Here is an 18901-nt window from a genome sequence, read left to right as displayed (position 1 = left end):
GATGGTGTCCTTGATTCGCATTCGCATGCGGACCGTGCTGGCCGGCCTCGCGCTCGTGGCGGCGGCGGTTCTCGTTCCGGTGGCGCCGGCCAAGGCGCAGGTGGTGGCCCTGGTCAATGGCGAGCCGATCACCGCGCTCGATGTCGCCCACCGCACCCGCCTGCTGACCCTGATGAACCAGGGCCGCAGCCCGGACCGCAAGTCGGTGCTCGAGGAACTCATCGACGAACGGCTGAAGCTGCGCGAGGCCAAGAAGTTCGGCGCCGTGCCCTCCGACAGCGAGGTGGATTCCGCCTTCGGCAACATCGCCAGCCGGGCCAACATGTCGACGGCCCAGTTCGGCCAGATGCTCAGCGCCCAGGGCTCCAACGAGCGCAGCTTCAAGGACCGCCTGCGCGCCGAGATCGCCTGGGGCGGGCTGGTTCGCGCCCGCTACAAGGTCATCGCCCAAGTCGGCGACAATGACGTCGCCGCGGCCCTCAGCGCCCGCAAGCAGGAGGTGCCCCAGCGCATCACCGAATACACGCTGCGCACGGTGGTGTTCGTGGTGCCGCGCGGCGCCAGCGACGCCACCTACGACGCGCGCCGCCGCGAGGCCGAGGCGCTGCGCGGCCGCTTCCAGAGCTGCGACGACGGCTTCGCCATCGCCCGCGGCATGAAGGAGGTGGTGGTGCGCAATTCGGTGCGGAAGGCGTCCGCCGACCTGACGCCGGCCCTGCGCGAACTGCTCAATTCCACCCCCGACGGCAAGCTCACCCCGCCCGAGCGCACCGCGGCGGGCGTCGAGGTCGTCGCCGTGTGCAGCCGCCGCGAGGTCGCCGGCCAGACCGCGGTGATGAACGAGGTGCGCCAGGAGCTGGTGAGCGAGCGCCTGCAGAGCCAGGCCAAGCGCTATATGGCGGAGCTGCGCCGCGCTGCGCTGATCGAATACCGCTGACGCTTCATGGCCGCCCCGCTCGCGCTCACGCTCGGCGAGCCGGCCGGCATCGGTCCCGACATCGCGCTCGCCGCCTGGGCGGCGCGGCAGGCGCTCGATCTTCCCCCGTTCCTGCTGATCGGCGACCCCGATCTGCTCGCCGCCCGCGCCCGCATGCTCGGCCTCGACGTGCCGGTGGCGCCGGCCACGCCCGAGACCGCCGCCGCCACCTTTCCCCGCGCGCTGCCGGTGCTGGCGACCGGCCATCCCGCCACCGCCGCGCCGGGCCAGCCGGATGCCGCCAGCGCCCCGGCGGCGAAGGCCGCGATCGAGACCGCGGTGGCCCTGGTCCGGGCCGGCCGCGCCGCCGCGGTGGTGACCAACCCGATCGCCAAGTCGGTGATGTATCAGGCCGGCTTCGCCTTCCCCGGCCACACCGAGTTCCTGGCCGAGCTGGCGGCGGGCGACGGTGCAAAACCCCAACCGGTGATGATGATCTGGTCCGAGCTGGTGGCGGTGGTGCCGGTGACCATCCACATTCCGCTCGCCGAGGTGCCGCGCCGCCTCACCTGCGAACTGATCGTCGAGACCGCGACGATCACCGCCCGCGACCTCGCCGTCCGATTCGGCATCGCCCGGCCGCGCCTCGCGGTGTGCGGTCTCAACCCGCACGCCGGCGAAGGCGGCACGCTCGGCCGCGAGGATGAGGAGATCGTCCGCCCGGCGGTCGAGACGCTGCGCGGCCTCGGCCTCGACGTGCGCGGGCCGCTGCCGGCCGACACGCTGTTCCATGCCGCGGCGCGCGCCACCTATGATGCCGCGCTCGGCATGTATCACGATCAGGTGCTGGCGCCGGCCAAGGCCCTGGCGTTCGACACCGCCGTCAATGTCACGCTGGGGCTGCCGTTCGTGCGCACCTCGCCCGACCATGGCACCGCCTTCGAGCTGGCCGGCACCGGGCGCGCCAGCCCGTCGAGCCTCATCGCCGCGCTGCGGCTGGCGCACCGGCTGTCCTCCCGCTCATGAGCCAGATCGACGACTTGCCGCCGCTGCGCGAGGTGGTGCGCACCCATGGTCTGAGCGCCACCAAGGCGCTGGGCCAGAACTTCCTGTTCGATCTCAACCTCACCGCCCGGATTGCCCGCGCCGCCGGCCCGCTCGATGAGGTCACGGTGGTCGAGGTCGGCCCCGGCCCCGGCGGGCTCACCCGGGCGCTGCTCGCCTGCGGCGCCCGCAGGGTGGTGGCGGTCGAGCGCGACGCGCGCTGCCTGCCGGCGCTGGCCGAGATCGCCGCGCACTATCCCGGCCGGCTGGAGGTGATCCAGGGCGATGCGCTCGCCACCGACCTTGCTGCCGCGGCCGGCCCCGGCACGGTGAAGATCGTCGCCAACCTGCCCTACAACGTCGCCAGCCTGCTGCTGGTGGGCTGGCTCACCGGCGAGCGCTGGCCGCCCTGGTGGGCGTCGATGACGCTGATGTTCCAGAAGGAGGTCGCCCAGCGCATCACCGCCGACCCCGGCGACGAGGCCTATGGCCGGCTCGCCGTGCTGGCCGGCTGGCGCACCGAGGCGAGGATCCTGTTCGACGTGCCGGCCTCCGCCTTCGTGCCGCCGCCCAAGGTCACCTCCTCGGTGGTGCATCTGGTGCCGCGTGCCGCCCCCCTGCCCTGCGCCTGCGCGGCGCTGGAGCGGGTGACGGCGGCGGCCTTCGGCCAGCGCCGCAAGATGCTGCGGCAGTCGCTGAAATCGCTGGGCGGCGATGCCGCCGCGCTGATCGCGGCGGCCGGCCTCGACCCCACCCAGCGCGCCGAGACCGTGCCGGTTCCGGGCTTCGTGGCGCTGGCCCGGGCGCTGACGCCGGAGCCCCGCAGCGGCTAAGGTAACGCCTTAAACGGCCGCCACGTCTTTGCAGGCCGGTCCCGGAACGGTAGTTTTGGCTGCGTCGCGGCAGGCCCGAGGCGCGGTCCCGGTCGGATCGCCCTCAAGGGAGCCGCGGCACGGCGCCGCCGCCCGGCGCGCCGGTCGGTTCGAGGTTCCGGCACCCCCGGGGGGATCGGCCGGAAACCCCATTCATTCTGACGCGTTGCCTGGAAAGTCCGCATGCCCCGCCGCATCCGCCTCTATCTCGTCGCGCTGGCCGTCTGGCTTGGCATGTTCGCCCTCGCCTTCGCCAATGGGGCGCTGCGGGTGAAGGTGCTGGAGCCGTGGCTCGGCGACGTGGCCCTGCCGGTGTCGGGCATTCTCGGCATCATCCTCATCGGCACGACGGCGGCGCTGTTCGCCCTGCGCGCCCGGCCGAGCCTTGGCGATGCGTTCGTCATCGGCACCGGCTGGTTCGTGCTGACGCTCGGCATCGAGATGGTGCTGATGCTGTTCGCCGGCCGGCCGACGAGCGAGGTGGCCGATGCCTTCACCTTCGCCGCCATCGCCAAGGGCGACCTGTTCGCGCCGATGCTGGTGTGGATGGCGGCGGTGCCGGCGGCCATGGTGCTCACCCGGACGAAATCGGACGGGTGAACGCAGGCCGTAGGGCGGAATAGCGAAGCGTATTCCGCCGTGTCCGCTCCATGACAGGTCGTCATCCCGGACGGCGCGAAGCGCCGAGCCGGGATCGTCCGCGGAAAAAGACACCCCTTCCTGAAAACGGTCCCGGCTCCTCGCTGCGCTCGGTCCGGGACGACCGGGTGGCCGAAAACGGTCCCGGCTCGCGCGCCCTCGGCGCTTGGCCGGGACGACGGCTCTCTCACCCCGCCGGAACCGCGGGCTCGGCCAGACCGTCGGCGGCGTCGAGGTCGAACGCCTCGTCCACCTCGACGAAGGTATCCGGATAGAAGCCGTTGAAGCGGGTGCGCAGGCCCAGCGAATAGGCGCCGATGTGGCCGATCTCGATCCAGTCGCCGGTATCGACGCTCTCGGGCAGATAGAACGGCCGCGACAGGATATCGACCGAATCGCAGGTGGCGCCGCACACCCGGAACGGCTCGATCTTGGCCGGGTTGCCGGTGCGGCGCCGGCGGACGGGGTCGGGCATCAGCCGCACGGGCAGCGGAATCTTGCCGGTCCAGGAATCGGACAGCGAGCCCCACACCCCGTCATTGATGTAGACGCGCTGGCCCTTCTTCAGCAGCACCCGCACGATCACCGAGAAGGCGCGGGCGACGATCACCCGTCCCGGCTCGGCGATCAGCGGCACGTCGCCGAAGCCGAATTCCACCACCTCGCGCTGGATCTCGTCGAGCAGCGCCTCGGTCGGCGGCGGCAGCGGCGCCTTGCGGCCGGGCTCGCGGCCGTAGCGGGCGGGAAAGCCGCCGCCGATGTCGAGCCCGGCGATCGGCACGCCGGCGCGCCTGCGCACCGCGGCGGCGATCGCCAGCGCCTGATCGTAGGCGTCCGGATCCTCGACCTGGCTGCCGACATGGAACGCCAGCCCGACCCGGAAGCCGATGCCGTCGATGCGCTGGGCGAGCTCGGCGGCGTGGCCGGGGGCGGCGCCGAACTTCTTCGACAGCTCGTAGGCCGCCTCGCTCTTGGTGGCGAGCCGCACGAACAGGGTGATCTCGCCGGGGTCGATGTCCATGGCCCGCACCACCCGCAGGATCTTGGCGACCTCGTCCTCATGGTCGAGCGCCAGCGTGCGGATGCCGTAGGTCTCCAGCGCCAGCCGGATGTCGGACTGCGCCTTGACCGGGTGCATGTAGAGCAGCTCCGCCCCCGGCGCCGCCGCCCGCACCGCGGCGAACTCGGCGGGGCTCGCCACGTCGAAGCTGTCGACGCCCTCGGCGGCCAGCACCGACAGCACCATCGGCTCGCCATTGGTCTTCACCGCATAGGCGGTCTTGCCGCGGAAGGCCGTGCGGAAGGCGCGGATATCGGCGGCGAGCACGCCGGGCCGGAAGCAATAGACCGGCTGGTCGGGCCGCAGCCGCATCGCCGCCTCAAAAGCGGTGGCAAAGCGCGGCATCGCCGGCTTGGCGGTGATTCGCGAAGGCGCGGGCATGGTCACTCTCCGGCGCAAGCACAACCGTTCCCGCCCGCCGGTTCGGCCGCGGCGGCCGGGCCGGACTGTTGCGTCCATACCGCGTTTCCAAGAAAAACGCATGGCGGAGCCCACCACGGGCCGCCCGGCGCCCCGGATGCCCCGTCCGGCGCCCTTCCGGCCCTTGACCCTGGACGGAGGGCCTTGCATCGTCACATCAGGCAGAGCGAGCGGGAATGCACCCATGCACGACGTATGGCGGATGAAGGTTGTGGCGCTGGCCGCGGCGTTGGCGTGCTGGGGCCAGATGTCGGCGGCGAACGCGCAAGGTCGCGTCAACCCCGCCCCCTATTCGCTCGACCGGTCGGTGATCATGGAACACACGCCGGTCGACCCCACCCCGATCGAGCGGCACTATTACGGCTGGGTCCCCCCATGCGAGGACTCCTGGGCGCTCACCCGCATCAACGCCTTCTTCGCGGAGACGGAGCGCTCGTTCTGGGCCTCGCCGCTGCGCATCCAGGGTTATGAGAAGATCCGCGAGATCGCCTACCGGCCGTGGGGCTATGCCAAGATTCCCCGCCGCTATTGCGAGGCCGTGGCCCTGATTTCCGACGGCAAGCCGCGCACCATCTACTACTCGCTGATCGAGGATGGCGGGTTCGCCGGCATGGGCTCGGGCGTCGAGTGGTGCGTGCAGGGCCTCGACCGCAGCTGGACCTACGCGCCGGACTGCCAGATGGCGCGCCCGTGAGGCTGAAGGCTTTCGCGGCGGCCCTGTCGCTTGCCGCCTGTCTCGTCACCGCCCCCGCGCCGGCCCGCGCCGATACGCCCGGCGCGTTCGATTTCTACGTGCTGGCGCTGTCCTGGTCGCCGACATGGTGCCGCCAGGAGGGGGCGCGGCGCGAGGCCGAGCAGTGCCGGTCGAGCCGCCCCTACAGCTTCATCGTCCACGGCCTGTGGCCGCAGTTTGAGCGCGGCTACCCGGCCAATTGCGTCGCCCGCCCGCCCCGGCTCGACGACCGGCTGGTGCGCTCGATGCTGGACCTGACCCCGAGCTTCGGCCTGATCCTGCACCAATGGCGCAAGCACGGCACCTGCTCGGGCCTGGAGCCGGCCGACTTCTTCGACACCGTCCGCCGCGCCGCCGAGCGCGTCAGAATCCCGGCCGAGTTCCGCGATCCCGACCGGCCGCGCCAGATGGCCCCGGTCGAGGTCGAGAACGCCTTCGTCCGCGACAATGCCGGGCTCGATCGCGACATGATCGCCGTCGATTGCCGCGAGGGGCTGCTGCGCGAGGTGCGCGTCTGCCTCACGCGCGATCTCGCCTTCCGCCCCTGCCCGGAGGTCGACCGCCGGGCCTGCCGCGCCGGCCGCATCGAGGTGCCGCCCGCCCGCGGCGGGTGATATTGTTTCGCGGCCAGGATCGTTTCTTCGAGCCGCGTCATCCCGGCCGAGCGCCAGCGAGAGCCGGGATCGTCATCAGGAAGAGGCCCCCTTTCTGACAACGGTCCCAGGTCGCGCGCGCCACGCGCGCTTGCCCGGGACGACAATCTCTCCCCGCGTCGTCCCGGCCGAGCGCCAGCAACTCGCACACCGCATGAACTACCGCCACGCCTTCCACGCCGGCAATTTCGCCGACATCCTCAAGCACGCGGTGCTCGCGCGGGTGCTCGCCCATCTCGGCCGCAAGCCCGCGCCGTTCTGCGCCATCGACACCCACGCCGGGCGCGGCCTCTATGACCTTGCGGCCAGCGAAGCCACCCGCACCGGCGAGTGGCGGGGCGGCATCGGCCGGCTGCGCGACGCGCCGCTCGATGCCGCGGCCGAAGAGGTGCTGGCGCCGTTCCGCGCCGCGCTCGCTGCGGTCGAGGCCACGCACTATCCCGGCTCGCCATCCATCATCGCCGCCCTGGCCCGGCCGGACGACCGGCTGCATTTCGTCGAGCGCCACCCGGAGGATGCGGCCGCGCTCGCGGCGCTGTTCCGGCGCGACCGGCGGGTGAAGGTGACCGAGCTCGACGGCTGGCTGGCGCTGCCGGCCTTCGTGCCGCCGCCGGAGCGGCGCGGCCTGGTGCTGGTCGATCCGCCCTTCGAGGAACCCGGCGAGTTCGAGCGGCTGCGCCACGGCCTCGCCAAAGCGCACGCCCGCTGGCCGACCGGCACCTATCTGCTGTGGTATCCGCTGAAGGACGTCGCGGCGGCCGAGGCGTTCGGCAGCCAGCTCGCCCATGCCGGCATCCCCGACATCCTCCGCGCCGAGCTCCGGGTCGGGCCGATCCGCGCCGACGGTCCGCTGAACGGCTGCGGCATGGTGGTGGTCAACCCGCCCTGGACGCTGGAAGCCGACCTGAAGGCGCTGCTGCCGGCGCTGGCCGAACGCCTGGGGCAGGATCAGCTTGGGCACGGCGGCGGCCGCTTCCGGCTCGACCGGCTGGCGGCGGAGGCCGCGGCGCCGGTGAGGCCGGGAAAAGCGCCGGCCCGGGGTCGGAAATAGCCCTCTCATACCAACGGCCCTTGAACTCGACCCACCTACGTCGTCATGGCCGGGCTTGTCCCGGCCATCCACGTCTTTGATTTCAAAACACTTTAGGCCGTGGATGCCCGCGACAAGCGCGGGCATGACGAGTCAAGCTGGAAGGCCTTTGGTATCACCCGGCATGCGCCGCCGGTCTCGCGGCGGAGGCGCCACCCGCCCGAAAAAATTCGGGCGCCCGGCCGGATCGGCGGACGCCCGCGAAGTCGTCTGGAGCAATCGATCAGATTTTATAATTGTCCCAGTAAACGTGGCGTGAATATGGATCAGAAGTGATAGTTCACGCCGGCGCGCAGCAGGCTGGCGTCGAACTCGTTCTTCCACGGCAGCTCGCCATAGTGCTTGTCGCCGAGGTCGACATAGAGATATTCGATCTTGGCCGACACGCTCTGGGTGATGGCGCCCTCGACGCCGGCGCCCAGCGTCCAGCCGATATGGTTGGCGTCGTCCTTGCCGCCCCAATATTTGTAGGTGCCGCTGCCATAGGCGAAGCCGCCGGTGAGGTAGGGCAGGAAGCGGTCCCAGGCATAGCCGAGGCGCACGCGCGTGGTGCCGAGCCAGTCGAGCTCCCACTTGTCGTAATAGAGGCCGTCATCGACGCCCGAATAGTTGATGTCGGTCTCCAGGCCGAACACCACATTGCCCCACTGCCAGTTGGCGCCGCCGGTGAGGCCGCCGACGAAGCCAGACGGCTCCAGGCCGCCGGAATTCGACAGGTCGCCCGAGGCGAAGCCGGCATTGAGGCCGAGATAGAAGCCGTTCCAGCTGTAGGCCGCCGGCGCCGCGGAATAGGGCGAGGGCTGACGCTGGATCATGTCCGCCGCCATCGCCGGCATGGCCGTGAGCACCACAGCCGCGAACGCTCCTGCGATTTTGGTCATTGGTCGTACTCCTTGTCTCGCGGTCGCGAACACCGCCGCTCTTGTCGCGAATTATAGAGTGAACGATTCACCCTGTGCCTCGGGCGCCGGAATGCGCCCAGCGAAACCGGACGCCATGATGAATTAAACGTAAATATCCACGATAATGCCTTTTATTCTGCAGAAAACATGGCAGAATGTAGCCAGGATCGCAGCAGTAACGTGACGATACCTTGGATGCCCGACCCACCCGACATGATTAATTATTTGTTACTGCCGATTCTGCATCTGCCGCGCCGAGTCGCTTGCCGGCCGGCGAACGCCATGGCATCGAGACGAGACGTTTCGTGAGTGAGGCGATGCCGGCAGCGATCCCCGTCTCGATCTTCCTGATCGCCTGCAACGAGGCCGACCGGCTCGGGCGCACGCTCCAGGCCGTCCAGGGCCTCACCGACGATATCGTGCTGGTCGATTCCGGCTCAACCGACGACACGCCCAGGATCGCCGAGAGCTTCGGCGCCCGGGTGGTGCACAATCCCTGGCCCGGCTACGGCCCGCAGAAGCGCTTCGCCGAGAGCCTGTGCCGCCACCGCTGGGTGCTGAACATCGACGCCGACGAGGTGATGCCGCCCGATCTCGTCGCCGAGCTGCGGGCGCTGTTCGCGGGCGGCGAGCCGCCGTGCGACGCCTACGAAATCGCCATCGCCGAGGTGTTCCCGGTCGAGACCGCGCCGCACCCCTGGGCCTATTCGCTGGCGCCGGTGCGGCTCTACCGCACCGACCGCGGCCGCTATTCCGACAGCCCGGTGCACGACCGCGTGGTGCTGGCCGAGGGCGCCCGCGTCGGCCGGCTCAAGGGCCGCATCCACCATTTCTCGGTGCGCTCGCTCGGCGAGCAGATCGCCAAGCTCAACGCCTATACCGACCAGCAGGCCGACGATCTCGACCGGCGCGGCGTCAAGCTCCCGGTCTGGCGGCTGTTCACCGAGTTTCCCGCCGCCTTCCTCAAGGCCTATGTCGGGCGCCGCCACTTCGTGCGCGGCCTCTATGGCGTGATGACCGCCGCCAACTACGCCTTCTTCCGCTATCTGCGGCTCGCCAAGCATCTCGAACGCCGGATGATCCGGCAGGCGCGGGGCGAACAATGACTGCCCCCGGCGCGGCGCTGATCACCGGCGGCGCGAAGCGCATCGGCCGCGCCATCGCCGAGGCCCTGGGGGAGCGCGGCTACGCGCTCGCCATCCATTACGGCCGCTCGACCGCGGAAGCGCAGGCGCTGGTCGAGGCGCTCAACCGACGCGGCCGGCGCGCCGTCGCCGTGTGCGCCGACCTCGCCGACCCCGAGGCGGTGGCCGCCCTGGTGCCGGCCGCAGTCGCGGGCGTCGGGCCGCTGACGCTGCTGGTCAATTCGGCCTCCGAGTTCGAGCCCGACGAGATCGGCACGCTGGAGCGCGCCCGTTTCGAGCGCCAGCTTGCGGTCAATCTCACCGCGCCGGTGTTCCTCGCCGAGGCCTTCGCCCGCCAGCTTCCCGAAGGTCGCGACGGCTGCGTGATCAATGTCCTCGACCAGCGGGTGTGGCGGCCGACGCCGCGCTTCGTCTCCTACACGCTGGCCAAGTCGGCGCTGTGGACGGCGACCCGCACCATGGCCCAGGCCCTGGCGCCGCGCATCCGCGTCAATGCCGTGGGGCCGGGGCCGACGCTCGCCAATCCGCGCCAGAGCGAGGACGATTTCGCCCGGCAGGCGGCGGCCGTTCCGCTCGGCCGCGCCGCCACGCCGGCCGAGATCGCCAGCGCCGTGCTCTATCTCACCGAGGCGAAGAGCGTCACCGGCCAGATGATCGCCGTCGATGGCGGCCAGCACCTCGCCTGGCGCACGCCCGATGTCGAGGGCATCGCGGAGTGAGAATGCGTCATCCCGGACGAAGCGAGCGTAGGGCGGAATAGCGAAGCGTATTCCGCCACTTGCACTGCCACGTCCACCGCCAGCCTCGGCGCAATACGCTCACGCTATTGCGCCCTACGCGACAACCGCAAGCCCCTCACACCGGCACGCGCACGGTGGCGCGCAGGCCGCCGAGCGGCGACTCCGACAGCGTGATGTCGCCGCCGTGGCTGCGCGCCACGTCGCGGGCGATGGCGAGCCCGAGCCCCGAGCCGCCCTGGTCCTGGTTGCGGGCGTCGTCGAGCCGCAGGAACGGCCGGAACACCTCGTCGCGCATCTCGGGCGGAATGCCGGGGCCGTCATCGTCCACGGTCACGGTGAACCAGCGCGCGTCGCGGTTGGCGGTGATCTCCACCGTGTCGGCGAAACGCGAGGCGTTGGCGACGAGATTGTGCAGGAGCCGCTTGAAGGCGTCCGGCCGCACCGTCACCATCGGCTGGCCGTTGTAGGTGACGTTGGCCTTGTCGCCGGTGCGCTCGACCTCGTCGCACAGCTCGGCCAGCAGCAGCTCCATGTCGGTCGGCGCCGCCTGCTCGCCGGAGTCGCCGCGCGCGAAGGCCAGATAGTCCTCCAGCATGCGGCTCATCTCGTCGACGTCCTTCTTCATGGCGTCGATCTCGGCGGACTCGTCGAGCAGCGCGAGCTCCAGCTTGAAGCGGGTGAGGATGGTGCGCAGGTCGTGCGACACCCCGGCCAGCATGGTGGTGCGCTGCTCGATCTGGCGCTCGATGCGCCGCTTCATCTCCAGGAAGGCGTGCGAGGCGCGCCGCACCTCGCGCGCGCCGCGCGGCCGGAAGCCCTCGACGTCGCGCCCCTTGCCGAAGCTCTCGGCGGCGTCGGCCAGGGTCTGGATCGGCCGGATCTGGTTGCGCAGGAAGGCCACCGCCACGCCGACCAGCACCAGCGAGGTGCCGACCATCCACACCAGGAAGATGTGCGAGTTGGAGGCATAGGCCTGGCTGCGTCGGGCGAACACCTGCAGGATCACGCCGGGCTCGAGCTGGATGCGGATCTCGACCAGCGAGGAATTGCCCACCGTGTCGATCCAGAACGGCTTGCCGATCTGGCGCCTGATCTCGCGCGACAGCGCCGAATCGAGCAGCGAGAAGAAGGGCTTGGGGCCGGCGGGCGGCAGCGTCTCGCCGGTGCGGAAATTGAGCGTGAGGCCCTGGCGCTCCATGGCGATGCGGCGCAGCGTCGTCGCATCCTTGTCCTGCGGATAGAGCCGGTAGACGTCGATCAGCGCCGCGATGTCCTGGGTAACGGAGGCCGACAGCCGGTAGGTCACCGTCTGCCAGTGGCGTTCCATGAACACGAACGCCACCACCGCCTGCAGCAGCACCATCGGCGTGACGATGATCAGGAGCGAGCGGGCATAGAGGCCCTGCGGCATCCGCCCCTTCAGCCCGACGGTGACGCGGTTCCAGACACGCCTTGCCACCGCGGCGGCGAGGCGCCCGACTTCCGCGCCGGCTTCCGAAACGCTCATCGCGGCACGCTCACGGCGACACGACGAGGCGATAGCCGACGCCGCGCACCGTCTGGATGAACAGCGGGTTGGCCGGATCGTCCTCGATCTTGCGGCGCAGCCGGTTGACCTGCACGTCCACCGCGCGCTCGCTGGCCTCGGCGCCCGGCGCGGCGAGGTCGATGCGCGGCACGGTCTCGCCGGGGGTGCGCGCCAGCACGCGGAGCATGTCGCGCTCGCGGTCGGTGATGCGCACCAGCTCGGCGCCGCGCCTGAGCTCGCCGCGCTCGAGCTGGAACACGAACTCGCCGAAGCACACCACCTCGGGCGGCTTGGAGGGCTGGGGCGCGGTGCTGCGCTTGAGGATGGCGCCGATGCGCAGCAGGAGCTCGCGCGGCTCGAACGGCTTGCCGAGATAGTCGTCGGCGCCGGATTCGAAACCGGCGATGCGCTCGGAGGGCTCGGTGCGCGCGGTCAGCATCAAAATCGGCACGTCGGACTTGCCGCGCAAGGACCGGGCGAGGTCGAGGCCCGACTCGCCCGGCATCATCACGTCGAGCACCAGCAGGTCGAACGACAGGCTTTCGAGGCGCGCGCGCGCATCGGCGGCCGAGGCCACGGTGGTGACGCGGTAGCCGTTCTCGGTGAGGTAACGCGACAGCAGCGCCAGGATGCGGGCGTCGTCGTCGACCACCAGCAGATGGGGCGCGTCGTCGGGAGGAACCACGATCGGTCGGGGCACCGCAGCCTCCTTCTGCCTGTTGCTATTTGTGGCGGTCGCGCCGGTTGCCGTCGCCGCGCAGGATCAGCTTCTCCACCTCGCGGCGCTGGTCGGGGTCGAGAATGCCGTTGAACAGCCGGCAGGCGCCCTCGCGGGTCTCGCCGGAATCGGCGAGCGCGCGCATCAGCCGCCCGGTCTGCACCTGCGCCACCTCGGCGGCGAGCTTGGCGCCCTTGTCGGTGAGGTAGAGCAGGCGCTGGCGGCGGTCGGCATGGCCCTCGCGCTGGACGACGTAGCCGGTCTCGACCAGCTCGCGCAGCACCCGCCCCAGGCTCTGCTTGGTGATCTTCAGGATGTCGAGCAGCTCCGCCACGGTGATGCCCGGATGGCGGGCGACGAAATGCAGCGCCCGGTGATGGGCGCGGCCGAAACCGTAACGTGCGAGCATGCCGTCGGCATCGCCGGTGAACGCCCGGTAGGCGAAGAACATGAGCTCGATCAGGTCATAGGCCGGCTCGGCCGGATCCGCGGGTGCGGCTGCGGGTCCGGCAGGGCCGGTCTGCTCGGCTGCGAAATTTATGTCAGCCATATTGACTTATTCCGGTCCGATTGTTACCCAAACCGCCGTGTTGGCGAAACGATCGTGCCAACCCCGCCGGGTCGGGTCAGCGATGCTTACCAAATATGCGCCGCGAAGGCGAGCCGAACCCGGCATCTGCCGGACGATCAAAGGTTTATCGCAAAGGTTTATCGGCGGCCGCGCCGCCGACCTGTTGGAGGATGTAACCATGGCCCTGATGCCGTACGACGACCGTGACGGATTCATCTGGTTCGACGGCAAGCTGGTGCCGTGGCGCGACGCCAAGATTCACGTCTTGACCCACGCCCTGCATTACGGTTCCGGTGTGTTCGAGGGCGAGCGCGCCTATGGCGGCGTCGTGTTCCGCTCGCGCGAGCATTCGCAGCGGCTGAAGGATTCCGCCCGGATCCTCGATTTCGAGGTGCCGTGGACGGTCGAGCAGATCGACGCGGCCAAGCTCGAGGTCATGGCGGCCAACGGCCACACCGACTGCTATGTCCGGCCGGTGGCGTGGCGCGGCTCGGAGGAGATGGGCGTCGGCGCCCACGCCAACACCATCCATCTGGCGATCGCCACCTGGGAGTGGCCGAGCTATTTCGACCCCGAGATGCGCAAGAAGGGCATCCGGCTCGACATCGCCGACTATCGCCGCCCCGATCCGGCGACCGCGCCCTCCACCGCCAAGGCGGCCGGCCTCTACATGATCTGCACCATCTCCAAGCATCGCGCCATGGCCAAGGGCTACACCGACGCCATGATGCTGGACTGGCAGGGCCGCGTCGCCGAGTGCACCGGCGCCAACATCTTCTTCGTCAAGGACGGAGTGATCCACACGCCGATCGCCGACTGCTTCCTCAACGGCCTGACCCGCCAGACCGTGATCGATCTGGCCAAGCGCCGCGGCATCGAGGTGGTCGAGCGCCGCATCCTGCCGGAGGAGCTGGCGGGCTTCAGCGAATGCTTCGTCACCGGCACCGCCGCCGAGGTGACGCCGGTCGGCGAGATCGGCCCCTACCGCTTCACGCCGGCCAAGCTCACCGAGACGCTGATCGAGGACTACACCGCCGAGGTGCAGCCCAAGAAGGCGGCGGCGTAACGGATGTTAACACCTCGTCGTCCCGGACGGCGCAAAGCGCCGAGCCGGGACCGCGGGCAGCAATCCCGTAGGGCGCAATAGCGCAGCGTATTGCGCCGGGGCAAGCGGCGGACGCAGGGGGCAAGTGGCGGAATACGCTGCGCTATTCCGCCCTACGCTTCGCTCGGCCGGGACGAGGACCACCCCGTCCCGCCGGCACGCTGCCAGCCGGCCCGCGCCCAGGCCGCCGCATCGTGCGCCAAGAGCGCCGCGTAACGGCCGAGCATGGCGCAGGTGAGCATGATGGTGGCGATCCAGTAGGCGGGCATGGCGTAAATGCCGGCCCGCGGCGCCACCCCTTGCGCCTCAAGGTCGCGCGCCAGCGCCACCAGCGGATCGGCCGTCAGCACCACCAAGAGCAGCACGCACAGGAACAGCAGCGCCTCGCGCGCCGGCAGCAGCCGCCGGCCGGTGTCGGACGCCAATCCCAGACCGGCGCCGAGGCTCGCCAGCGCGCTGAGCAGGACGGCCGACGCCCCGAGCACCGCGGTGTAGAGCAGACCCTCCGAACCGCGCCCCGCCGCGGCGAGCGCATGCAGGCGCTCGGCCGAGGTTTCGGGCCGCACCCAGAAGTCCGCCGCCCGATACCACGGGACCGGCTCGAACAGCTGCGCCGGGTCGGCCAGCACGCCGGCCAGCGTCGCCACCACCGCCACATAGATCGCCACAGCCAGCACGATCAGCCGCGTCATCGCCTGCCTCGCCATTGTTCCGGGGCGGAACGAGGTTAAGGCGGCCCCCTGCCGCGCGCGACAACATCGTTAAGAAAGGGTTAACGACGCAACCCAGGGACGAAGCTTGGGTTCCCTTCCCCTCGCCGCTGACGCGGCTCGGCCGGGAACGACCGGCGGCAGCGTTCGGCCGGAATGACGCGTGGGAAGAGATCGTCGTCCCGGGCAAGGGCGCGAAGCGCCCGCGACCCGGGACCGTTCGCAGGAAGAGGTGTCTTGTTCGGATGACGATCCTGGGTCTTCGCGTTGCGAAGCCCGGGATGACGAGGCCCGAGCTGTCGGCCCGGCGATCAGCGCTCCGGCGCCCAGCGCGCGGCGGCCGCGTCGTCGGCCTCGGTCGCCTCGACCCAGGCGGCGCCCCCTGCCCGCTCCTCCTGCTTCCAGAACGGCGCGCGGGTCTTGAGATGGTCCATCAGGAACTCGGCCGCCGCGAACGCCGCCCGGCGATGCTTCGAGGCCACCGCCACCAGCACGATGGGATCGCCCGGCAGAAGCCGGCCATGGCGGTGGATGACGGTGACCCCTTCCAGCGGCCAGCGGGCGCGTGCCGCCTCGATCAGGCGGCCGATCTCGGCCTCGGCCATCTCGACGTAGCAGTCGAGCGTCATCGCCACGAGCCCGTCATCGCCGCGGCAGAGGCCGGTGAAGCTCACCACCGCGCCGATATCGGTGCGGCCGGCGGTGAGCGCCGCCACCTCGGCCTCGGCATCGAACGGCGCGGTCTGGATGCGGACGGTCATGGATGCGAAGGGTCAGCCGCCGGTCATCGGCGGAAAGAACGCCACCTCGCGGGCACCGATGAGCGAGGCGTCGGGCTTGACGTGGGTACGGTCGATCGCGGCCCGCACCACCGCCGGGTTCTCGAAGGCGTGGCCGTAGCCCTCGCCGCGCGTCTTCAGCCACGCCACCAGATCGGCGACGGTGGCGACGTCGGCCGGCAGGTCCACCGTCTCCTCCGCGACGCCGATGCGCTCGCGCACCCAGGCGAAATAGACCAGCCGCATCGCCCCTCCGGCGTTCATTCCAAACCCGCAGGTCGGCTCGACCTCGCCCCTCACCCGGCTCGACCTCGCTTCGCTGGGTCTCGCCACCCTCTCCCGCAAGGGGAGAGGGAAGACGCCCCTACGGCGGTCACTCGTTCAGCACGTGGCGCATGCCGGAGCGGAAATAGTCCCAGCCGGTGTAGAGCGTCAGGATGGCCGACAGCCACAGCAAGGTGAGGCCGATCAGGGTGTTGCCGGGCAGCACCGCGTCGCCCGCCGCCCCGGCCACCAGGAAGCCGATGGCGATGAGCTGCAGCACGGTCTTCCACTTGGCCAGCCGCGTCACCGGCACCGACACCTGCACCCCGGCCAGGAACTCGCGCAGACCGGACACCAGGATCTCGCGCATCAGGATGACGATGGCCGCCCAGATCGACCAGCCGCGGATGGTTCCGTCGGCCGCCAGCATCAGCAGGCACACCGACACCAGCAGCTTGTCGGCGATCGGGTCGAGCATGCGCCCGAGCTGCGAGATCTGGTTCCAGGAGCGGGCGAGGTAGCCGTCGAAATAATCGGTGATCGCCGCCAGCACGAACACCCCCAGCGCCGGCCAGCGCAGCCACTCCCCGAACGCCAGGATGTCCGACAGGAACAGCAGCGCCGCCACCACCGGCACCGCCAGGATGCGGCCGTAGGTCAGCACATTGGGCAGGCTCAGCACGTGCGCCGAGCGCGTGGAGGCCGGACGGGGCGGGGCGATGGAACCGGCGGCATCAGTCATGCGGTCAACAAGCCATCAAGCGGGCGAGCCGTCAACGCGTCCTGACGCATCGGAGGGATATTCATGCGTTCAGCCGCCGCGTTCATGGAAGAAATCGTATATCCGCCGCGCGGTCTCGGCATTGATGCCGGCCACCGCCTCGAGGTCGCGCATCGCCGCCTGCTCCACCGCCTTCAGCGTGCCGAAGTGGCGCAGCAGCGCCCGCTTGCGCGCCGGCCCGACGCCCGGGATCTCCTGCAGGCCCCCTTCGCGGATGTCGCGCCCGCGCTTCTTGCGGTGGGTGCCGATGGCGAACCGGTGGGCCTCGTCGCGCAGCCTCTGGACGAAATAGAGCACCGGATCGCGCGGCGGCAGCATGAACGGCTCGCGCCCGGTCACGAAGAAATGCTCGCGGCCGGCGTTGCGGTCCGGCCCCTTGGCGATGCCGACCAGCGCCACGCCCTCGACCCCAAGCTCGTCCAGCACCGCGCGCGCCGCCGAAAGCTGGCCGGCGCCGCCGTCGATCAGCACCAGGTCCGGCCACTTGGCCTCGGCGGCGGACACCGAATCGGCAGCATCGGCGGTCTCGTCCGCGGGCGCGGCTTGCGGTGCGGTTTGCTGTGCGGTCTGCGGCTCGGCCGGCCGCGGCGTCTCCTTCATCAGCCGGGCGAAGCGGCGGCGCAGCACCTCGCGCATCATGCCGAAATCGTCGCCGGGGGTGATGTCGGCCGAGCGGATGTTGAAGGTGCGGTATTCCTTCTTGCGGAAGCCCTCCGGCCCGGCCACCACCATGGCGCCCACCGCATTGGTGCCCATGATGTGGGAATTGTCGAACACCTCGACCCGCACCGGCGGGCGCGGCAGCGCGAAGGCTTCGGCCAGCGCCGCCAGCAGCTTCATCTGCGAGGCGCTTTCGGCCAGCCGCCGCCCCAGCGCCTCGGCGGCGTTCTGGCGGGCATTGTCGACCAGCATCTTCTTCTCGCCGCGCTGGGGCGAGATCAGCTCGACGCGGCGCTCGGCCTTGGCCGACAGCGCCTCGGCGATCAGCGCCGCCTCGGGCAGGGCGTGCGAGGCCAGCACCATCCGCGGCACCGGCTTGTCGTCGTAGAACTGGCTGATGAAGCTCGCCAGCACCTCGCCCGGCTCCAGCGAGCGGTCGGCGCGCGGGAAGAACGCCCGGTTGCCCCAGTTCTGGCCGGTGCGGAAGAAGAACACCTCGACGCAGGTCTGCCCGGCCGCCTGGGCGATGGCGAACACGTCGGCCTCCTCCACCCCGCTGGGATTGACGCCCTGGTGCGCCTGCACCGCCGACAGCGCCGCCAAGCGGTCGCGCAGCACCGCGGCGCGCTCGAAATCGAGCACCTCGGCGGCGGCCTCCATGTCGGCGGCAAGCTCCTCCTTCACCGCCCGCGAGCGCCCGGACAGGAAGGCGTTGGCCTCGCTCACCAGCCGCTGGTAGGCCTCGGCCGTCACCTCGCCGGTGCAGGGGCCGGCGCAGCGCTTGATCTGGAACAGCAGGCAGGGCCGGGTGCGGCTTTCGAACACCGCGTCCGAGCACGAGCGGATGAGGAACGCCCGCTGCAGCGCGTTCAGCGTGCGGTTGACCGCCCACACGCTGGCGAACGGCCCGTAATACTTGCCGGGCAGCGTGCGGGCGCCGCGATGCTTGCAGATCTGCGGCGCCGGATGGTCGCCGGTGATCAGGATGTAGGGGAACGACTTGTCGTCGCGCAGCACCACGTTGAAGCGCGGGCGCAGCCGCTTGATCAGATTGGCTTCGAGCAGCAGCGCCTCGGTCTCGGTGCGGGTCGAGACGAACTCCATCGCCATGGTCAGCGACACCATGCGGGCGATGCGGTTGGTGTGGCCGGCGGCGCGGGCATAGGACAGCACGCGCCGCCTGATGCTCTTGGCCTTGCCGACATAGAGCACGTCGCCCGTGGCCCCCGTCATGCGGTAGACGCCGGGGCCGGTCGGCGCGTGGCGGGCCAGCTCGCGGATCAGCGCCGCGCCGCGCGCGAGCTCGCCGACCACCGGCCCCGCGCCCTCCCCCGCCTCGTCGCCGAAATCCTCCGCCAGCGTCTCGGCCAGATCGGCGGCGAACGCCTCGTCCGCGATCGCCCGGTCGGCCGCAACCTCGGCCTCGGCCTCGCGGCGGTCGAGATCGGGATCGAGATTGGCGCGCGGGGCGGGGGGAGCCACGATCGGTCTTTTCGGTTGCTGGGGGCGGAACTGCCGGGGCGATATATAATGGTTCGCGCTCGACGTTTCGACGCGGACCGCGCTGCCGT

General features: G+C 70.6%; 20 protein-coding genes. 10 read left to right on the top strand and 10 right to left on the bottom strand.

The features are described from left to right. Position 1 precedes the first annotated feature (1 nt). The 4 genes from BLTE_RS02070 (at position 2) to BLTE_RS02055 (ending at position 3432) form a co-directional block, all read left to right on the top strand. Positions 2-937, top strand: coding sequence for a SurA N-terminal domain-containing protein (locus BLTE_RS02070; RefSeq protein WP_126397146.1), 936 nt, complete (start codon positions 2-4; stop codon positions 935-937). A gap of 6 nt (positions 938-943) precedes the next feature. Beyond that, the gene (gene pdxA / locus BLTE_RS02065) at positions 944-1942 is read left to right on the top strand and encodes a 4-hydroxythreonine-4-phosphate dehydrogenase PdxA (protein ID WP_126397144.1); all 999 of its coding nucleotides are present in this window, start codon (positions 944-946) and stop codon (positions 1940-1942) included. After that, on the top strand, positions 1939-2793 hold the full coding sequence (gene rsmA / locus BLTE_RS02060; protein WP_126397142.1) for a 16S rRNA (adenine(1518)-N(6)/adenine(1519)-N(6))-dimethyltransferase RsmA: 855 nt from the start codon (positions 1939-1941) through the stop codon (positions 2791-2793). The genes pdxA and rsmA overlap by 4 nt, the downstream gene beginning before the upstream one ends. 222 nt (positions 2794-3015) lie before the next feature. After that, a complete protein-coding gene (locus BLTE_RS02055; protein WP_126397140.1) occupies positions 3016-3432 on the top strand; it encodes a hypothetical protein in 417 nt (138 codons plus the stop codon). Positions 3433-3658: 226 nt separating this feature from the next. Here the strand turns inward: BLTE_RS02055 and BLTE_RS02050 are convergent, their stop codons facing one another. Beyond that, positions 3659-4876, bottom strand: coding sequence for an alanine racemase (locus BLTE_RS02050; protein ID WP_126402000.1), 1218 nt, complete (start codon positions 4874-4876; stop codon positions 3659-3661). 259 nt (positions 4877-5135) lie between these two features. On the opposite strand from BLTE_RS02050, the gene BLTE_RS02045 reads away from it, so the two are divergent. The 3 genes from BLTE_RS02045 to BLTE_RS02035 all read left to right on the top strand — a co-directional run bounded on the left by BLTE_RS02045 (position 5136) and on the right by BLTE_RS02035 (position 7388). Beyond that, entirely contained in the window at positions 5136-5645 is a 510-nt protein-coding gene (locus BLTE_RS02045) for a hypothetical protein (protein WP_126397139.1), read from the top strand. After that, a complete protein-coding gene (locus tag BLTE_RS02040) occupies positions 5642-6298 on the top strand; it encodes a ribonuclease T2 family protein (RefSeq protein ID WP_126397137.1) in 657 nt (218 codons plus the stop codon). The genes BLTE_RS02045 and BLTE_RS02040 overlap by 4 nt, the downstream gene beginning before the upstream one ends. Before the next feature lie 193 nt (positions 6299-6491). Beyond that, positions 6492-7388: a 23S rRNA (adenine(2030)-N(6))-methyltransferase RlmJ gene (locus BLTE_RS02035; RefSeq protein WP_126397135.1), complete on the top strand. Its 897-nt coding sequence runs from the start codon at positions 6492-6494 to the stop codon at positions 7386-7388. 305 nt (positions 7389-7693) lie between these two features. On the opposite strand, the gene BLTE_RS02030 is transcribed toward BLTE_RS02035, so the two are convergent. Further along, on the bottom strand, positions 7694-8308 hold the full coding sequence (locus BLTE_RS02030) for an outer membrane protein (protein ID WP_126397133.1): 615 nt from the start codon (positions 8306-8308) through the stop codon (positions 7694-7696). 338 nt (positions 8309-8646) lie between these two features. On the opposite strand from BLTE_RS02030, the gene BLTE_RS02025 reads away from it, so the two are divergent. Both BLTE_RS02025 and BLTE_RS02020 read left to right on the top strand, forming a co-directional pair. Beyond that, positions 8647-9435, top strand: a complete 789-nt coding sequence (locus BLTE_RS02025) for a glycosyltransferase family 2 protein (protein ID WP_126401999.1) — start codon at positions 8647-8649, stop codon at positions 9433-9435. Next, the gene (locus BLTE_RS02020; protein ID WP_126397131.1) at positions 9432-10193 is read left to right on the top strand and encodes an SDR family oxidoreductase; all 762 of its coding nucleotides are present in this window, start codon (positions 9432-9434) and stop codon (positions 10191-10193) included. Before BLTE_RS02025 ends, BLTE_RS02020 begins: the two co-directional genes overlap by 4 nt. A gap of 136 nt (positions 10194-10329) precedes the next feature. Here the strand turns inward: BLTE_RS02020 and BLTE_RS02015 are convergent, their stop codons facing one another. From BLTE_RS02015 to BLTE_RS02005, 3 genes are read right to left on the bottom strand one after another with little or no spacing between them, the layout of a single operon-like run. After that, on the bottom strand, positions 10330-11721 hold the full coding sequence (locus tag BLTE_RS02015; RefSeq protein ID WP_126397128.1) for an ATP-binding protein: 1392 nt from the start codon (positions 11719-11721) through the stop codon (positions 10330-10332). A gap of 10 nt (positions 11722-11731) precedes the next feature. Then, complete coding sequence (locus tag BLTE_RS02010) at positions 11732-12442, bottom strand: response regulator (protein WP_126397126.1); 711 nt, start codon at positions 12440-12442, stop codon at positions 11732-11734. A gap of 22 nt (positions 12443-12464) precedes the next feature. Continuing rightward, positions 12465-13010: a MarR family winged helix-turn-helix transcriptional regulator gene (locus BLTE_RS02005; protein ID WP_126397124.1), complete on the bottom strand. Its 546-nt coding sequence runs from the start codon at positions 13008-13010 to the stop codon at positions 12465-12467. Between the two features lie 199 nt (positions 13011-13209). Between BLTE_RS02005 and BLTE_RS02000 the strand changes: the two genes are divergently transcribed. Further along, positions 13210-14097, top strand: a complete 888-nt coding sequence (locus BLTE_RS02000) for a branched-chain amino acid aminotransferase (RefSeq protein ID WP_126397122.1) — start codon at positions 13210-13212, stop codon at positions 14095-14097. Positions 14098-14249: 152 nt separating this feature from the next. Here BLTE_RS02000 and BLTE_RS01995 read toward each other — a convergent pair whose 3' ends face one another. From BLTE_RS01995 to uvrC, 5 genes are all read right to left on the bottom strand, one after another. After that, positions 14250-14828 carry a hypothetical protein gene (locus BLTE_RS01995; protein WP_126397120.1) on the bottom strand — a complete coding sequence of 193 codons (579 nt, stop codon included), beginning with the start codon at positions 14826-14828 and terminating at the stop codon, positions 14250-14252. 329 nt (positions 14829-15157) lie between these two features. After that, on the bottom strand, positions 15158-15607 hold the full coding sequence (locus tag BLTE_RS01990) for a molybdenum cofactor biosynthesis protein MoaE (protein WP_126397118.1): 450 nt from the start codon (positions 15605-15607) through the stop codon (positions 15158-15160). Positions 15608-15619: 12 nt separating this feature from the next. Further along, positions 15620-15871 carry a molybdopterin converting factor subunit 1 gene (moaD, locus tag BLTE_RS01985; protein WP_126397116.1) on the bottom strand — a complete coding sequence of 84 codons (252 nt, stop codon included), beginning with the start codon at positions 15869-15871 and terminating at the stop codon, positions 15620-15622. Positions 15872-15998: 127 nt separating this feature from the next. Next, complete coding sequence (gene pgsA / locus BLTE_RS01980; protein ID WP_162499890.1) at positions 15999-16631, bottom strand: CDP-diacylglycerol--glycerol-3-phosphate 3-phosphatidyltransferase; 633 nt, start codon at positions 16629-16631, stop codon at positions 15999-16001. A gap of 69 nt (positions 16632-16700) precedes the next feature. Then, complete coding sequence (gene uvrC, locus BLTE_RS01975; protein WP_126397114.1) at positions 16701-18812, bottom strand: excinuclease ABC subunit UvrC; 2112 nt, start codon at positions 18810-18812, stop codon at positions 16701-16703. Positions 18813-18901 lie beyond the last annotated feature (89 nt).

The sequence above is a fragment of the Blastochloris tepida genome (genome assembly GCF_003966715.1).
Taxonomy (GTDB): Bacteria; Pseudomonadota; Alphaproteobacteria; order Rhizobiales; family Xanthobacteraceae; genus Blastochloris; species Blastochloris tepida.
This window is presented reverse-complemented; position numbering and strand designations above follow the sequence as displayed.

Bases quoted from the DNA above. Each gene is read 5' to 3' on its own strand.
- BLTE_RS02000 (WP_126397122.1), top strand. From the start codon at position 13,210: ATGGCCCTGATGCCGTACGACGACCGTGACGGATTCATCTGGTTCGAC.
- BLTE_RS02015 (WP_126397128.1), bottom strand. From the start codon at position 11,721: ATGAGCGTTTCGGAAGCCGGCGCGGAAGTCGGGCGCCTCGCCGCCGCG.
- BLTE_RS02045 (WP_126397139.1), top strand. From the start codon at position 5,136: ATGCACGACGTATGGCGGATGAAGGTTGTGGCGCTGGCCGCGGCGTTG.
- BLTE_RS02050 (WP_126402000.1), bottom strand. From the start codon at position 4,876: ATGCCGCGCTTTGCCACCGCTTTTGAGGCGGCGATGCGGCTGCGGCCC.
- BLTE_RS02020 (WP_126397131.1), top strand. From the start codon at position 9,432: ATGACTGCCCCCGGCGCGGCGCTGATCACCGGCGGCGCGAAGCGCATC.
- BLTE_RS02025 (WP_126401999.1), top strand. From the start codon at position 8,647: ATGCCGGCAGCGATCCCCGTCTCGATCTTCCTGATCGCCTGCAACGAG.
- BLTE_RS02035 (WP_126397135.1), top strand. From the start codon at position 6,492: ATGAACTACCGCCACGCCTTCCACGCCGGCAATTTCGCCGACATCCTC.
- BLTE_RS02005 (WP_126397124.1), bottom strand. From the start codon at position 13,010: ATGGCTGACATAAATTTCGCAGCCGAGCAGACCGGCCCTGCCGGACCC.
- BLTE_RS01995 (WP_126397120.1), bottom strand. From the start codon at position 14,828: ATGACGCGGCTGATCGTGCTGGCTGTGGCGATCTATGTGGCGGTGGTG.
- BLTE_RS01990 (WP_126397118.1), bottom strand. From the start codon at position 15,607: ATGACCGTCCGCATCCAGACCGCGCCGTTCGATGCCGAGGCCGAGGTG.
- pdxA (WP_126397144.1), top strand. From the start codon at position 944: ATGGCCGCCCCGCTCGCGCTCACGCTCGGCGAGCCGGCCGGCATCGGT.
- moaD (WP_126397116.1), bottom strand. From the start codon at position 15,871: ATGCGGCTGGTCTATTTCGCCTGGGTGCGCGAGCGCATCGGCGTCGCG.
- BLTE_RS02055 (WP_126397140.1), top strand. From the start codon at position 3,016: ATGCCCCGCCGCATCCGCCTCTATCTCGTCGCGCTGGCCGTCTGGCTT.
- pgsA (WP_162499890.1), bottom strand. From the start codon at position 16,631: ATGACTGATGCCGCCGGTTCCATCGCCCCGCCCCGTCCGGCCTCCACG.
- BLTE_RS02070 (WP_126397146.1), top strand. From the start codon at position 2: ATGGTGTCCTTGATTCGCATTCGCATGCGGACCGTGCTGGCCGGCCTC.
- BLTE_RS02030 (WP_126397133.1), bottom strand. From the start codon at position 8,308: ATGACCAAAATCGCAGGAGCGTTCGCGGCTGTGGTGCTCACGGCCATG.
- rsmA (WP_126397142.1), top strand. From the start codon at position 1,939: ATGAGCCAGATCGACGACTTGCCGCCGCTGCGCGAGGTGGTGCGCACC.